The 13,435-nt window shown below is 64.7% G+C and carries 15 protein-coding genes; 8 read left to right on the top strand and 7 right to left on the bottom strand.

The features are described from left to right. The first annotated feature begins 16 nt into the window (after positions 1-16). The 4 genes from QX108_RS24565 (at position 17) to QX108_RS24580 (ending at position 4,218) form a co-directional block, all read left to right on the top strand. Positions 17-646 carry an urease accessory protein UreE gene (locus tag QX108_RS24565; RefSeq protein WP_315783457.1) on the top strand — a complete coding sequence of 210 codons (630 nt, stop codon included), beginning with the start codon at positions 17-19 and terminating at the stop codon, positions 644-646. Beyond that, complete coding sequence (locus tag QX108_RS24570; protein WP_315783577.1) at positions 633-1,355, top strand: urease accessory protein UreF; 723 nt, start codon at positions 633-635, stop codon at positions 1,353-1,355. Before QX108_RS24565 ends, QX108_RS24570 begins: the two co-directional genes overlap by 14 nt. 143 nt (positions 1,356-1,498) lie before the next feature. Next, complete coding sequence (gene ureG / locus QX108_RS24575) at positions 1,499-2,122, top strand: urease accessory protein UreG (protein ID WP_172110069.1); 624 nt, start codon at positions 1,499-1,501, stop codon at positions 2,120-2,122. A gap of 440 nt (positions 2,123-2,562) precedes the next feature. Then, the gene (locus QX108_RS24580) at positions 2,563-4,218 is read left to right on the top strand and encodes an HWE histidine kinase domain-containing protein (protein WP_315783459.1); all 1,656 of its coding nucleotides are present in this window, start codon (positions 2,563-2,565) and stop codon (positions 4,216-4,218) included. Positions 4,219-4,335: 117 nt separating this feature from the next. Here the strand turns inward: QX108_RS24580 and QX108_RS24585 are convergent, their stop codons facing one another. Then, complete coding sequence (locus QX108_RS24585) at positions 4,336-4,884, bottom strand: sigma-70 family RNA polymerase sigma factor (RefSeq protein WP_006612137.1); 549 nt, start codon at positions 4,882-4,884, stop codon at positions 4,336-4,338. Then, positions 4,885-5,121, bottom strand: coding sequence for a NepR family anti-sigma factor (locus QX108_RS24590; RefSeq protein ID WP_172110067.1), 237 nt, complete (start codon positions 5,119-5,121; stop codon positions 4,885-4,887). It lies immediately after the preceding gene. A gap of 197 nt (positions 5,122-5,318) precedes the next feature. Here QX108_RS24590 and QX108_RS24595 point away from each other — a divergent pair, with 197 nt between their 5' ends. Further along, positions 5,319-6,122, top strand: coding sequence for a response regulator (locus QX108_RS24595; protein WP_315783579.1), 804 nt, complete (start codon positions 5,319-5,321; stop codon positions 6,120-6,122). A 97-nt stretch (positions 6,123-6,219) separates the two neighbouring features. On the opposite strand, the gene QX108_RS24600 is transcribed toward QX108_RS24595, so the two are convergent. After that, complete coding sequence (locus QX108_RS24600) at positions 6,220-6,657, bottom strand: TonB family protein (protein WP_315783461.1); 438 nt, start codon at positions 6,655-6,657, stop codon at positions 6,220-6,222. A gap of 350 nt (positions 6,658-7,007) precedes the next feature. Between QX108_RS24600 and QX108_RS24605 the strand changes: the two genes are divergently transcribed. Next, entirely contained in the window at positions 7,008-7,448 is a 441-nt protein-coding gene (locus QX108_RS24605) for a hypothetical protein (protein ID WP_315724399.1), read from the top strand. Positions 7,449-7,533: 85 nt separating this feature from the next. Here the strand turns inward: QX108_RS24605 and QX108_RS24610 are convergent, their stop codons facing one another. The 3 genes from QX108_RS24610 to QX108_RS24620 form a co-directional block, all read right to left on the bottom strand. Next, complete coding sequence (locus tag QX108_RS24610; protein ID WP_315783463.1) at positions 7,534-7,977, bottom strand: hypothetical protein; 444 nt, start codon at positions 7,975-7,977, stop codon at positions 7,534-7,536. 104 nt (positions 7,978-8,081) lie between these two features. Then, positions 8,082-8,453: a YqjD family protein gene (locus QX108_RS24615; RefSeq protein ID WP_315724403.1), complete on the bottom strand. Its 372-nt coding sequence runs from the start codon at positions 8,451-8,453 to the stop codon at positions 8,082-8,084. A gap of 80 nt (positions 8,454-8,533) precedes the next feature. Next, entirely contained in the window at positions 8,534-9,652 is a 1,119-nt protein-coding gene (locus tag QX108_RS24620; protein ID WP_315724405.1) for an AI-2E family transporter, read from the bottom strand. A gap of 221 nt (positions 9,653-9,873) precedes the next feature. On the opposite strand from QX108_RS24620, the gene QX108_RS24625 reads away from it, so the two are divergent. Further along, the gene (locus tag QX108_RS24625) at positions 9,874-10,626 is read left to right on the top strand and encodes a L,D-transpeptidase (RefSeq protein ID WP_315724407.1); all 753 of its coding nucleotides are present in this window, start codon (positions 9,874-9,876) and stop codon (positions 10,624-10,626) included. 14 nt (positions 10,627-10,640) lie between these two features. Continuing rightward, positions 10,641-11,300 (top strand): DUF2865 domain-containing protein, encoded by a 660-nt coding sequence (locus QX108_RS24630; protein WP_315724409.1) that lies wholly within the window; start codon positions 10,641-10,643, stop codon positions 11,298-11,300. A gap of 13 nt (positions 11,301-11,313) precedes the next feature. On the opposite strand, the gene QX108_RS24635 is transcribed toward QX108_RS24630, so the two are convergent. Beyond that, entirely contained in the window at positions 11,314-13,407 is a 2,094-nt protein-coding gene (locus tag QX108_RS24635; protein WP_315724411.1) for a methyl-accepting chemotaxis protein, read from the bottom strand. Positions 13,408-13,435: the final 28 nt, after the last annotated feature.

The raw sequence follows: 13,435 nt of genomic DNA on the forward strand, positions 1-13,435 counted from the left end.
GAATGAGGATTTCAGCATGATCCGCGCCACGCGCGTGCTCGGGCAGCATCGTTGGAAAGAGGCAGCCGCCGATTCCGTCCTGCTCGATTTCGACGACCGGCATCGCCGGCGGCTCGTGATGACCGGCACGCGCGGGCTCGAATTCCTGCTCGACCTCGAACACGCCACCGCCTTGCGCGGGGGCGATGCCCTGGTGCTGGAGGACGGCCGGCTGATCGAGGTCGTCGCGGCCGCCGAGCCTCTGCTCGAAATCCGCGCCAGTGATCCGCATCACCTGGTGCGGCTCGCCTGGCATCTCGGCAACCGGCATCTGCCAACCCAGATCATGGCCAAGGGCCTGCGCATTCGCCGCGACCATGTGATCGAGGCGATGGTGAAGGGCCTCGGCGCGCGCGTCATCGAGATCGAGGCGCCGTTCGATCCGGAAGGCGGCGCCTATGCCGAACCCAGCCATGCCCATGGCCATGATGATCATGATCACCACGGCCATGAGCATCACAGCCATGATCATCATCATGGTCATGGCTCCCACGATCATCACGATCATGCCCACGACCACGCGCATGACGATCATCATGTGCATGACGAGCACTGCGGCCACGACCAACATCATCATGGCCATTCCCATGCTCATGACCACAAGTGAGCGGACGCGCTCCTTGGAAGCAATGACTGAGCTCGATTCAGCCGGGCTCTACCGCGTGCTCACGTGGTTGTCACCGGCCTTTCCGGTCGGCGGCTTCTCCTACTCCGGAGGCATCGAATGGGCCGTCGAGGCCGGCGACATCAGCGACGCCGCCTCGCTTCGCGGCTGGCTCTCGGTGATGCTTACGGACGGCTCCGGCTTCTGCGATGCCGTGTTCCTCGCTCATGTCCATCGGGCGGTCGAGCTCGGCGACATGGAGGCGCTCCGCCGCACGGCCGAGCTCGCCGCAGCCTTCGTGCCATCGCGCGAGCGCCAGCTGGAGACAACGGCGCAGGGGCGGGCCTTCGTCGAAATCGCGCGTTCAGCCTGGAACTGTGACGGTCTCGACCAGACCGTGGCGCAATGTGAGACAGTCGTTTATCCCGTTGCGGTGGGGCTGGTCGGTGCGGCGCATGGCGTGTCGCTGGTGCCGTTGCTGCACGGTTTTCTGCACGCCTTGACATCGAACTGGATTTCCGCGGGCAGCCGCCTCGTTCCATTGGGGCAGACCGACAGCCAGCGTGTGCTCGGGGCGCTGGAGCCGATCGTCGCGGCGACCGCCGAACGCGCTCTGCGCGCATCGCTCGACGAGATCGGCAGCTCCACGTTCCGCGCCGATCTCGCCAGCCTTCGTCATGAAACGCAATATACGAGGCTGTTTCGGTCGTGACGAAGCAGAGCATGTTCGCTGCAAATTTGGGCCGAGCCCTGTGAATCGCGGCGGTTCCGCAGATCAATTATCACGGCTGCACAGCGGCTGGTTCGTCAATCACGACTGCGCGCCGTTGCGCGTGCAACAGAAGGATCTATGACATGGCATCGTCTCACGGTCCGCTCCGCGTCGGCGTCGGTGGTCCGGTCGGCTCGGGCAAGACTGCGCTGATGGACCTTCTGTGCAAGTCGATGCGCGAGCGATACGACATCGCCGCGATCACCAATGACATCTACACCAAGTGGGATGCGGAATATCTCGTCCGCTCCGGCTCGCTGACCCCGGATCGCATCGCCGGCGTCGAGACGGGCGGCTGTCCGCACACCGCGATCCGCGAGGATGCCTCGATGAATCTGGCGGCCGTCGCCGACATGCGCGCGAAGTTTCCCGGGCTCGATTTGGTGCTGATCGAATCCGGCGGCGACAATCTCGCCGCAACCTTCTCGCCGGAACTGGCGGACATCACGATCTATGTGATCGACGTGGCGGCCGGCGACAAGATCCCTTCGAAGGGCGGTCCAGGCATTACGCGCTCCGACCTGCTGGTGATCAACAAGATCGATCTCGCGCCGCATGTCGGCGCTTCTCTCGAGAAGATGGAGACCGATGCCAAGCGCATGCGCGGCGAGCGCCCTTTCGTCATGACCAACCTCAAGAAGAGCCAGGGACTCGACAGGATCATCGGCTTCATCGAGGCGAAGGGGGGGCTGACGCCGTCAGCCTGAGCGACTGATCCGTGCAGGACGGTCAATCGTTGCGAAGGAGAGACGCAGAGTTTGTTGCAAAACTTTGCAATACATTTCTGAGCTCTCCTCGCGGAAACTGATCGCATGCTCAAGGCTTTGACTTGGTAGAACTTTTGAGTTGACCGCGGCGAGGAGAACTCGCGAATAAGTGCCGCGAAGGCCGGCGCCGGACCGCCGGTGTAGTAGACGCAAAAAAGCCTCAACAAGCCGGAACAACTTGAGCTCCCGGATGTTGCCTCGACCCGGGGTGCGCCTTGCCAAGGGCGCATGATCGGCTCATGGATGGCCGGTATCCTGGGACTTCCGCTAAGATCCGATCGCTTCCGCTCGCCCCGAAGGTGCGCGTTACTTGAGTAGCAGGCCCGGTTATTGGATGACTCGTTTCCTCCTTCGCCAACCCTTGACCTTAGAGTGAACGAGTGCTGCGGCTGGGTGTCATCATCGGTGTGATTGCGCTGCTCGGGTCGGCGCTGTCCGGTTTGGCTGCGTATCGCGTTCACGACCAGGAACTGGCGCTCGACCGCATCGCCCTGGCGCGGGCCATCGACGTCCATGCCAGCCTGGTCCAGGACCGCCTGACCGAGCGCGAGCTGCTGGCCCGGGTGGCCTCGGGCCTGTTCAGGGCGCCGTCCGTGATCAAGGCCAACATGCTGGAGCCGCTGCGGTCGTCGATCTACGCCTTCAAGACCGATTTCGTGGTCGCGGCCTGGATCGCGCGGCTGCGCCCGGACGAGCTTACCGTCGCAGAAGCGGAGCTGCGTCAGGCCGGATTTCCGAACCCGACCATCCGCAATTTTGACGATACCCCGCTCGGCCCCAACGTCGATCGCCCGATCGACGTGCTCATGGATCTCGAGCCACGCAATTCCGAGACCTCGAAGCTTCCCGGCATGGCACTCGACCGGCAGCCCATCGTCGGGCCGATGCTGGCGCGGGCTATGGCGGAGGGCAAGCCGGTGGCCTCCGACCCCACACCGCTGTTACGCCCTGACGGTCCCGTCGGGATCGTCCTGGCGGCTCCGGTGGTCCCGCAGGGGGCGACCGCCCCGGCAGGCTTCGTGACCTTTTCCTACGAGATCGGGCCGCTGCTCCTGACCAATGACGACCTGTCCTTGTTCTCGGTCGCGTTGAAGGACCCGCGCAATGCCTCGGACGAGCTGGTCGCGAACGATCAGGGGGCGGTCAGCAACCGGACCCGCGGGCCGGACGATCCGGTGCCGTCGTCGACGCGCACGGTGACCTTCGGCAATCACGACTGGTCGCTGGTTTACTACGCCAAGAGCAACGCCGTGCGCCGGGCCCAGCAGACGGCAGCGATCGTCGGTGTGATCGGGCTCGCACTGACCGGCATCATCTGCGGCCTGTTCGGCTATGTCGCCTACAACAATCTGCGGCTCAGCCGTGAAATTCAGGTGCGGATCGGCTTCGAACGGCGGTTGACGGCGGTCATCGACGAGCTGAATCACAGGGTCAAGAACATCCTGGCGGTGATCCAGTCGATCGTGACACGCACGCTGCGTCACGGCAGTGACATCGATGTCGCCCGCGAGCTTCTGATCGGTCGCATCCATGCGATGTCGAACGTGGTCACCCTGCTGAGCGAGAGCCAATGGCAGGGCGTCCAGCTGCGCGGCCTGTTCGAAGCCCGGGCCATTCCGCATGCCGAGCGGATCGCGGTCACCGGACCAGATATCACCGTCAGCGCGCGCGCCGCCCAGAGCCTGTCGCTGCTGTTCTTCGAGCTCGCCTCGCATTCCGACGAGGGACTTTCGTTGGTCGGCAAGCACCCGCATATCACAGCGAAGTGGGAGGTAACGGGCGAGGAGCCGAATGCCGTGTTCCATTTCCGCTGGGAGGAGTGCAACACCAGCGAAGCGACGCGGCGGCCGGACAGTGATTTCGGCCTGATCCTGCTCGATCGAGTCGCGCCGGAGGCGCTCGGCGGCACGTCGAAGCGGTTCTTCACCGAGGCGAGCTACGTCTACGAGCTGACTGCGCCGATGGATACGGTGATCGACATGACCGAGCGCGATCGCACCGAGCAGTTTTCCGCGCCCGTGCATCCGCCGCGTTGATCACCGCCGCGCCTTCCGGCGAAGCAGGTCTCTTGAGAAGGAATTCGCGAAACGACGAAAGAGGCGGCCCCGTTCGAGAGCCGCCTCTTCGCGTTTCGCTCAGCACAGCGGTGGTGATCAGCCGCCGCTGCCGCCGATCACGGCCCGCACGGTCTCGTCGGGGCCGAAATCCTCGGCCCCTTCGACATAGAGCAGGGCCGCGAGCTTCGAGCGCGCGCGGTTGACGCGGCTCTTGATCGTACCGACCGCGCAGCCGCAGATCGCTGCCGCATCCTCGTAGGAGAAGCCGGAAGCCCCCACCAGGATCAGCGCTTCGCGTTGGTCCTGAGGCAGCTTTTCCAGTGCCGCGCGAAACTCCTCGAACTCGAGATGAGCCCCCTGTGAGGGATGCGTCTTGAGCGTCTTGGCGTAGTTGCCCTCGGCATCTTCAACTTCGCGCCGCCGTTTTCGGTAGTCGGAGCGGAACAGGTTGCGCAAAATCGTGAACAACCACGCGGGCAGGTTCGAGCCCGGTTGAAACGAGTCGATGTTGGCCAGCGCCCGGAGCAGAGTTTCCTGCACCAAGTCGTCGGCGCGATCGCTATTACCGCTCAAGGAAATCGCGAATGCACGGAGGCTTGGGACGGCCGCAAGGATATCGTCCCGCAAAGAATCAGTGAGAGGCATTCACTCCCTCCCGTCGTTCTGGTCGGTGGATCCCCCGCCGTTCTCTACGTGGGACTGAGCTGCCGGCCCATCAAGCTTGCGGATCAGATCCGTGAAGCGGTCTGGAACCCCCTGACGAACGACGTCGTCGTACATCGCGCGGAGTTGATGACCGATCCTGGATTGAATCTCCGCGTTGAGTCCGCCGGGCTTGCGCGGTGCCGCATTCTTGCTGGCTTGAGACTTTACATCTTTCATGACCTTTTCCACGTTTCCCCGAGAGTTAAGTCCCTGAAGCTTCAAGAATTATCCTCGCCATCGAGGGGGTCTGATCGGGAACTAATGCAACCGGGCGCTAAAAGTTCCACGGGTTCGTGGAACTTTTGTTCGTTTCGGGCGTAATCAGCTCATCATGGAACCCGGGCGGGAAGCCCAGAATACCGAATGGAGTGGGGATGAGCCGATCACAGCTAGTTGCTGAACATTTGCCGCTGTTGCGCCGGTATGCGCGTGCCCTCACGGGCAGTCAGGGTTCAGGAGACGCTTACGTCGGCGCGATGCTGGAAGCTCTGATCCAGGATCCGGCCTTGCTGGACGAGCGCTACGGTCCTCGTGCAGGCCTGTTCCGGCTGTTTACCCAGATCTGGAACTCGGTCGCGCTCAACGACGACGCCGAAGTGGCGACATTGCCGATGCCGCCCGAGCGTCGCCTCTCCAATATCACTCCACTCCCGCGCCAGGCGTTCCTGCTGCTCTCCCTGGAGGGGTTCCCGGAAGAGGAGGTGTCGTTCGTTCTCGACATCGACGTCGCCGAGACTCGGCGGCTGGCCGATGCCGCAGGCCGGGAGCTGGCAGCGGAGATCGCGACCGACGTGCTCATCATCGAGGACGAGACCTTCATCGCGATGGACCTCGAAAGCCTGGTGAAGAATCTCGGTCATAACGTGATCGGCGTCGCACGCACCCATTCGGATGCGGTCGCGCTGGCGAAGAACAAGAAGCCCGGTCTCATCCTCGCCGATATCCAGCTCGCCGACGGCTCGTCAGGCCTCGATGCCGTCAACGAGCTCCTGCGAACGTTCGAGGTTCCCGTCGTCTTCATCACCGCCTATCCCGAGCGGTTCCTCACCGGTGAGCGGCCGGAGCCGGCGTTCCTGATCTCCAAGCCGTTCCAGCCCGCCATGGTCTCGGCTGTTGCCAGCCAGGCGCTGTTCTTCCAGCGTAACTCGCGCAACAGGATGCCGAAGCCGGCGGCCTAATCGTTGCAGCCCGATAGCGGATTTGAGGCTAGACTGTCCTCGGCGCGCTTTTCGGAGCGCGCCGTTTTTGTTGCGACGCATTGCCGTAAGAGGTCGATCAGCATCCTCGGCAAACGCCCTTCAATCTCGCCCTCAGTGCGGCGTCGTCTGGTCCGATGTCCTCGATGAGGTTCGACTTTGGTCTTGGCGGGAAGACGATCCGTACGCGCAGCGTCAAGGTGTCTTCGCCCACATCGGGTGGTGGGGGAGGAAATGGCTGAGCCCGTTCGACGATCGCCAGCGCCTCCTTGTCGAGGGCCGGGTCACCAGCGCTCTCGGCAAGCGCTGCAGAGAGTAGATGTCCTGAGCGGTCGATGTGGAAGACGACCCTCGCGGTCCCGCCCTGGCCCGTGGCCTGAGGCGGATAGCGCCGCTGCGCCGTCAGCTTGACGCTGAGGCTGTTGATCCAGACGTCCTTGGTGCCCTCTGCCGCAGCGATCCCGGGTACGATCATCGCAATTGCCAGCGCTGTGCCGGCTCCCCGCAACATGCTCATCTATTATCCCACCCGATACACAAAAGGGTGCATCAGCGCCCCACGACACGCAGGCGAGCATAGGACGTCGAACAAGCGGGTTGGAACAGCGGTTTCGGCCGTGTGACCGAAAAGATGCGGGGCACCGCCGGCATCACCACGGCGGTGCCCCGCGTCGCCGGTCAATGGGGCAGGGGGAATAACCGGCTGCCTTGATGACGCACGACCCCTGAAGTCGTTCCTGGAAGCGCCGAATATTTTCGCCGCCGGACCTGTTAAGACACGGTTAAGTGATTTGCCCGTCCGAGAACCCACCCCGTGCGACTAACGTTGGAAATGCCGATCGCCTGCAGGCGAGGGGAGCAGAGACAATGTCGCAGACAGGTAAAGTTGTCATTCTGGGCACACTCGCGGCGTCCGGCTTGCTCGTGGGCGCGATGCAATTTGCCTCGGGGCATGATCTCGCCTCTGCGCTGCCTGTGCAGGCCGCGAGCCAACCCCAGACGGCGTCGGTCGTGGACAACGTGAACCGCGCGAACAAGACGGATCGGGCTGCCGTGCGGGTAGACTCCGCGCAAACGCAAACCGTATCTATCAAGCTTGCTGCGTTCGCCGATACCTCTTTCCTGCTGCGCTTGCCGCTGGCCGGCGCCGCGGCGCCCGGCCGGCAGGTGGCGCCCCCGCAGGGATCTCAGATCATCACCACCGAAACCGAGCGGCGCGAGGCCAAGCGGCCGGTCGCCTGCGAGCCGTCCGTCTCCGTGCTTACGGAAATCGCCAAGCGATTGCAGCCGGGCCGCTGCATCACCTGAAACATGGTCCACCGCCGTCAACTCGGCTGACGACGGCACCACGACGTGATCTTGCACAAGGTGCTTTCCGGCAATTCACCGCGCGTTACTCGGCCGGCTCCGCCTCGTCCGCCATCTGGCTGCGGACCAGGAGGCCGAGCGCCAAGCCTCCCACGGCGAGAAGGGGAACAAGCCGTTTGACCCCGATCATGCGTACGACCTGCAGGCCGCTGGCGAGCAGCATCGGATCAGCGAGAAGCGACTGAGCCGCAGATCGTGCCGCCTCCGCCGGCCGCGGCGCATGCTTCGCAACCGTGCGCTTGCGCGCCATGTAGCTGATTGCAGCAATCAACGTCACGACGAAGAAGATCGCCGCTCCCGTCAGGCAGGCTGCGACGAGGCCGTAGCGTTCGAGCACCGCGACGAACGCCGCCGCGCACAGGAAGCAGGTGGTTACGAACAATCCGACTGCAGCCGCCAACGCGAGAGAGGTCAGCCTGACGGTATGTCCGGTCGATTCCTTGACCTCTTCGATCATGCGATGAAGCATGTGACTTCTCCCCTCGTCTCTCGATGGCTGGCCGATAAACTCGAATCGGCGCCGCGAGCGGCGCCGATTGATTGGTTCGGAAGTGGCCTCGCGGCTTGAAAAGCCTAGCGCTTCCAGGTCACACCGATCAGGAAGCCGAGACCGAGCGCGAGCCCGACGGTCGCCAGCGGCCGCTGTGAGATCACGTCCTCCAATCGCTCTTCGAGGGAGTTTGCCGCATCCTGCGCCGCGCCCAGCATGGCGCCGCCGCGCTCGGACATGTCGTCGAACGTCTGGTCCATGTTCTCGCGCGCCTGGCGATAGCCGCTGCGGGCCTGCTTGCCGGCCTGACCCGCGAAGGCGTTGAGGGCGTCGGTGATCTGTTCGGTGAGGGCTGCGATATCGTTCTTCACGGCGTGGACATCCTTCTGCAGGCGTTCATAGTTCGCTTTGTCGGCGAGATCCTTCAACGCGGTCTCACCATCGGTCGATGGCATGGGAGGCTCCGGAGCAAGCTGGTGTGCGGACGTTCGGCAAACGCGTCGTTTCGGCCGAAGTTCCCGGTGCAGAAACCGAATCAGTCCGCAGGCAGTTGCGGCGAATCGTCCGGCAGCAGGTGCTCCTTGACGATGAGACCGACGATCAGCAGCGGTGACGCGAGAAAGGCGCCCATCGGTCCCCATAGCCAAGTCCAGAACGCCAATGCAATGAAGACGGCGAGCGCGTTAAGGGCGAGGCGCCTGCCGATGATGGTGGGCGTGACGAAGTGGCCTTCCATGAAGGTGATGACGGCGAAGATGAGCGGGGCGACCATGCCGCCGCTCAGGGTCGGGAATGCGATGACGCCCACCACGACCAGCACCGCGAACATCGCGATCGGGCCGATGATCGGGATGAAGTTCAGCGTCGCCGCCAGCGCGCCCAGGCCGGCCGGATTCGGCATGCCCGCGATCGCGCAGGCGAGCCCGGCCGCAATGCCGACCCCGGTGTTGATGAGCGTGACCGTCAGCAGATAGTTGCCGAGGTGCAGCTCAAGCTCGTTGAGGATTCGCAGCGTCCGCAGCCGGGCCTCGTGATCGGCGAAGGTCATGATCAGCGTTCTGCGCAGATCGCGCCAGCTCGCGATGAACAGAACCAGCGTGGCGAAGAACAGCAGGAATTCGGTGAAGGTCGGCGACAGGAATTCGATCGTCGGCTGCACCCAGTCGAACTTCGGCAGCTCCAGGCTGGTCGCGACCTGCGTGCTTCCGCCACCGATCGCGGCCTGCATCTCGTGCCACAGCGCCAGCGGCCGATCGAACACGTGCAGCTTCGCCTTGAGCGTTGCGGCGAGCTCGGGAAGGCGGTTGGTCCAGTCGAGCACCGGTGCCGAGATCAGGCCGATGATGAAGGCGAGCCCCGCTGCAACGGCGATCACGATCAGCACGGCGCCGATGCCGCGGGGCACGCGATGGCGTTCGAGAAAATTGGCGGCGGGCGACAGCATGGTGCCGACGACGAACGCCATGACGATCGGCAGAAAGAATCCTCGGGCGACATAGAGGGCGCCGGTGACGCAGATCGCGGCGAGGATGACGAGCGCGACGGCGACGACCTCCGCCCGTTTGATCACTGGAGGCAGATCATGGCGGCTTTCGTCCAGGGCAGAGCCGTCCCTGCCGCTGGCGAGCAGCCGCTCGGTGGGAAGTACACGCACCATGATTCCCCGATGGAGCCGTTCGCGCGCGACTCGCGTGATGACGTTCTACATTCACTCAACCGTCGAAGGGGCGTGAGGTTCCGTCGCGAGAACGTGAGAGCTGCCGCACTTGACTGACGCAGCGCGACCACATCGCAGCCGGAACTGCGGCGACCTCTCTCGCGTTTGTGGAGGCAATTGAGCATCGCATCGCGGTGCTCGTCCACAGGGGGCATCCCATGACAAACCTCGTTTCCGGTCAACGCTGCCGCGTGCAGCGAACCGCATCGATGATCGCCATCGCCGCAGCGCTCCTGCTGGCACCGGGTATCACCGCGTCCTACGCGCAGAGCCTCGGCTATGCGCCTGTCGAGCAGCAGATGTTTCCGCCGGACGACCAGACTGCGCCTGCGGCCAGCCAGGATCAGGATGAGGACAGCCTGCTGCCTGATCGGCTGCGCCGCACGATCGTCACTCTCGACACGCGCGAGGCGCCCGGCACGATCATCATCGATACGGCCAACACCTATCTCTACTACGTGCTCGGCGGCGGCCGTGCGTTGCGCTATGGCGTCGGCGTCGGGCGCGAAGGCTTCACCTGGTCGGGCGTGCAGACGGTGACGCGCAAGGCGGAATGGCCGGACTGGCATCCGCCGGCCCAGATGATCGCGCGCCAGCCCTATCTGCCGCGCTTCATGGCCGGCGGTCCGGGCAATCCGCTCGGAGCGCGCGCGATGTATCTCGGCTCGAGCGAATATCGCATCCATGGCACCAACGATCCGACGACGATCGGCAAGTTCGTGTCCTCCGGCTGCATCCGCCTGACCAATGAGGATGTCTCGGACCTGTTCAGCCGCGTGCAGGTCGGCACCAAGGTCGTGGTGCTGCCGAAGAATGCGTCACTGCAGGCAAGCGCCGGTCGCGTGCCGCGCGTGACGTCGTTGCCCTCCGGCCGGCAGGCGATGTCGCTGCCGGTGGCCGCTGTCAATTGATCGGGAGTGCGTTCATGACCAGCCGAAGGGCCCTTGCAATCATCTCGCTCGCGACCGTGGTCGGCGCCGGTGCGCTGGCTGCGCCGAGCGCCGCCCGTGCGCAGGATTTCTTCTCCGCGCTGTTCGGCGGCTTTCAAGCCCGGCCGGCGCCACAGCCCTACATCCGCATGCCGTTCGCGGATGAGGCGCCGCCGGCGCCTCGCCCGGCGCCGCGGGGCGATGTCACGTACCGCGGCGGCAGCAGCAGCGTCGCCTGGTGCGTGCGCACCTGTGATGGCCGCTATTTCCCGCTCGGCGCCACCGGCGACCAGGGCAAGGAGGCGACGTGCAACAGCTTCTGCCCGGCGTCCAAGACCGAGGTCGTGTATGGCAGCTCGATCGACAGCGCCGAGACTGACGGCGGGAAGCCGTATTCGGCACTGCCCAACGCATTCAAGTACCGGACCGAGGTGGTCGACGGCTGCAGCTGCAACGGCAAGGACCATTTCGGCCTTGCGAAAGTGTCGATCGACAACGACCCGACCCTGCGCAAGGGCGACGTCGTTGCCAGCGAGGACGGCCTGAAGGTCGCCAACCGCAGCGCCGGCCGCAAGAGCGCCGAGCTCAACTTCTCGCCGGCGCCGGCGGCGTTGCGCGCCAAATATGAGCGCGCGCCGGTCATGGCGTCGGACTGAGCACGGCGCGGCATCAGGCCGCGCGGATCTTGCCGAGGAAGTCCGTGACCTGATGACCGAGGCTCCTGCTCTGCTGCTCCAGCGTCTCCGAGGCGTTGCGAACATTGTCCGCCGCGGCGGCAGCGGCATCGGCGTCCGACTTCACCCCGGTGATGTTGTCGGACACGTTCTTGGTGCCGTCGGCGGCAAACTGCGTGCTGCGTGAGATCTCCTGCGTCGCGGCACCTTGCTCCTGCACGGCGGCTGCGATGGCGGTGGCGACCTCGTTGACTTCGCCGATGATGCCGCCGATGCGCTGGATGGCGTCGATCGCATCATTGGCGACCCGCTGGATGTCGGCGATCTGCTCCGAGATCTCATCGGTCGCCTTCGCGGTCTGGCTTGCCAATGTCTTCACCTCGGAGGCGACGACGGCAAAGCCCTTGCCGGCCTCGCCGGCGCGCGCGGCTTCGATGGTCGCATTCAGCGCCAGCAGGTTGGTCTGCGAGGCGATGCTGTTGATCAGGCCGACGACCTCGCCGATGCGGTTGGCCGATTGCGAGAGGCCCTGCACGGTGCCGTCCGTCATGCGCGCCTGCTCGACGGCGCGACTGGCGATCCCCGCCGCATGCGAGGCCTGCTTGGAGATGTCGGCGATCGAGGCGTTCAGCTCTTCCGCCGCGGACGCGACGGTCTGCACGCTCATCGACGCGTCATTCGAGGCCTTCGAGGCCACCTCGGCGCGGGCATTGGTCTGCCGGGACACGTTGGTCAGGCCCGCCGACGTCGCCTGCATGTCGGTCGAAGCTCGGCCGAGCTGCTCCAGGGACGCGCCGACGAGGCCTTCGAACTCGGCCACATAGGCTTCGATCGCGCGCTGGCGCGTGGCCGTGGCGGCATTGCGCTCGCGCTCCTGAGCCTCGATCGCAAGCTTGTCCTGCGCCTGCTGCTTGAACGTCTCGAGCGCACGGGCCAACGCGCCGATCTCGTCCTGACGCTGGATGTAGCCGGTGTTGACGGCGAGATCACCCGCGGCGACCTTCAGCATCGCGTCGCGCATCGTGTGGAGCGGAACAATCACGTGCCGGCTGATGGCCATGATGGCGCCGGTCGCGGCGATGATGGCCAGAATGAGCAGCGCGGACTGCAGCAGCAGCGAGCGCAACGCCGCGGCATTCTGGACGCTGGCCTGCTGTTTCGCCGCATCGAGCGCGGCATCCGCGACGGTGATCGCGGTGGCCATGCGCCCCACCGCGAGCGGGCTCCATTGCGTGGTCGTGATCTCCGGCTTCTCGCCCTTGACGACGGCCGCAACGAGCCGGTCCGCGAGTCCCGTATATTGCGGCTCGAAATAGGCGGTCTGCGCCGCCTTGAGTGCCGTCGAGAGGGCCGGCGGCAGCTCCATGCCGCTCGTCGAGAGCTGCAGCGCCGTCCAGCTCGCCTCGGCTCCCCCCATGAGCTTGGTATAGGCGAGCTGGTTCTCGGGCGAGATGCTGCCGGAATTGATGGCGTTGCCGACGATCGACGACGCCTCGCCCGCGACGCTGCGCAGCAGCCAGGCGAACTGCTTGATCGACAGCAACTGGTCGATGGCCGCATCCTGATGATTGACGCTGGTGACCAGCGCCGTGCTGATCTTGTCGAGTGTCGTCAGCAGCGCGCTGACCGTCTGCACATAATTATCTGCGAGCGCCAGGCGACGCTGGGATTTCGGCTTGGCGACTTCGCTCCAGAACTCGGTTTGATAGCCAATAAGCGCTTTCTCGAGCCGCTCGAGCTCCGGGATGAGGGATTGGCTCTGCGCGAATTCGATCGTCGGCAGCAGCTCGCGGGCGCGCGCCAGCGCGGGCATTTCGGTGTCGCGCAGTGAGCGCACATATTTTTCGGCTGCCGGCTCCATCGCCTGTTCGGCATTGATCGCGCGGGGGGTGGTCGACCGGTCGCTGCGCAGGTTGGTCATCGCCGTGAACAGGAATGCCGAGGCGTCGGTAACCTTGAGGATGTTGCCGGTGACCTGCAGCCGCCGCCATGACTCCCACGAATTCCAGGCGAAGGTGCCGATGATGATCAGCGCGGCAATGGTGATGACGGTCTTCAGGATCGCGGCGACGGTGAAGCGACTAAGCATGGGTCTCTCGAACTCTCCGGGTCTTCCC

Source organism: Bradyrhizobium sp. SZCCHNR1002, assembly GCF_032381435.1.
Lineage (GTDB): Bacteria > Pseudomonadota > Alphaproteobacteria > Rhizobiales > Xanthobacteraceae > Bradyrhizobium > Bradyrhizobium aeschynomenes.

Excerpts from the sequence above, each read along its gene's own strand:
- QX108_RS24630 (WP_315724409.1), top strand. The coding sequence starts at position 10,641 with ATGACCAGCCGAAGGGCCCTTGCAATCATCTCGCTCGCGACCGTGGTC.
- QX108_RS24585 (WP_006612137.1), bottom strand. The coding sequence starts at position 4,884 with ATGCCTCTCACTGATTCTTTGCGGGACGATATCCTTGCGGCCGTCCCA.
- QX108_RS24625 (WP_315724407.1), top strand. The coding sequence starts at position 9,874 with ATGACAAACCTCGTTTCCGGTCAACGCTGCCGCGTGCAGCGAACCGCA.
- QX108_RS24565 (WP_315783457.1), top strand. The coding sequence starts at position 17 with ATGATCCGCGCCACGCGCGTGCTCGGGCAGCATCGTTGGAAAGAGGCA.
- QX108_RS24590 (WP_172110067.1), bottom strand. The coding sequence starts at position 5,121 with ATGAAAGATGTAAAGTCTCAAGCCAGCAAGAATGCGGCACCGCGCAAG.
- QX108_RS24610 (WP_315783463.1), bottom strand. The coding sequence starts at position 7,977 with ATGCTTCATCGCATGATCGAAGAGGTCAAGGAATCGACCGGACATACC.
- QX108_RS24615 (WP_315724403.1), bottom strand. The coding sequence starts at position 8,453 with ATGCCATCGACCGATGGTGAGACCGCGTTGAAGGATCTCGCCGACAAA.
- QX108_RS24570 (WP_315783577.1), top strand. The coding sequence starts at position 633 with ATGACCACAAGTGAGCGGACGCGCTCCTTGGAAGCAATGACTGAGCTC.
- QX108_RS24635 (WP_315724411.1), bottom strand. The coding sequence starts at position 13,407 with ATGCTTAGTCGCTTCACCGTCGCCGCGATCCTGAAGACCGTCATCACC.
- QX108_RS24600 (WP_315783461.1), bottom strand. The coding sequence starts at position 6,657 with ATGAGCATGTTGCGGGGAGCCGGCACAGCGCTGGCAATTGCGATGATC.
- QX108_RS24595 (WP_315783579.1), top strand. The coding sequence starts at position 5,319 with ATGAGCCGATCACAGCTAGTTGCTGAACATTTGCCGCTGTTGCGCCGG.
- QX108_RS24605 (WP_315724399.1), top strand. The coding sequence starts at position 7,008 with ATGTCGCAGACAGGTAAAGTTGTCATTCTGGGCACACTCGCGGCGTCC.
- ureG (WP_172110069.1), top strand. The coding sequence starts at position 1,499 with ATGGCATCGTCTCACGGTCCGCTCCGCGTCGGCGTCGGTGGTCCGGTC.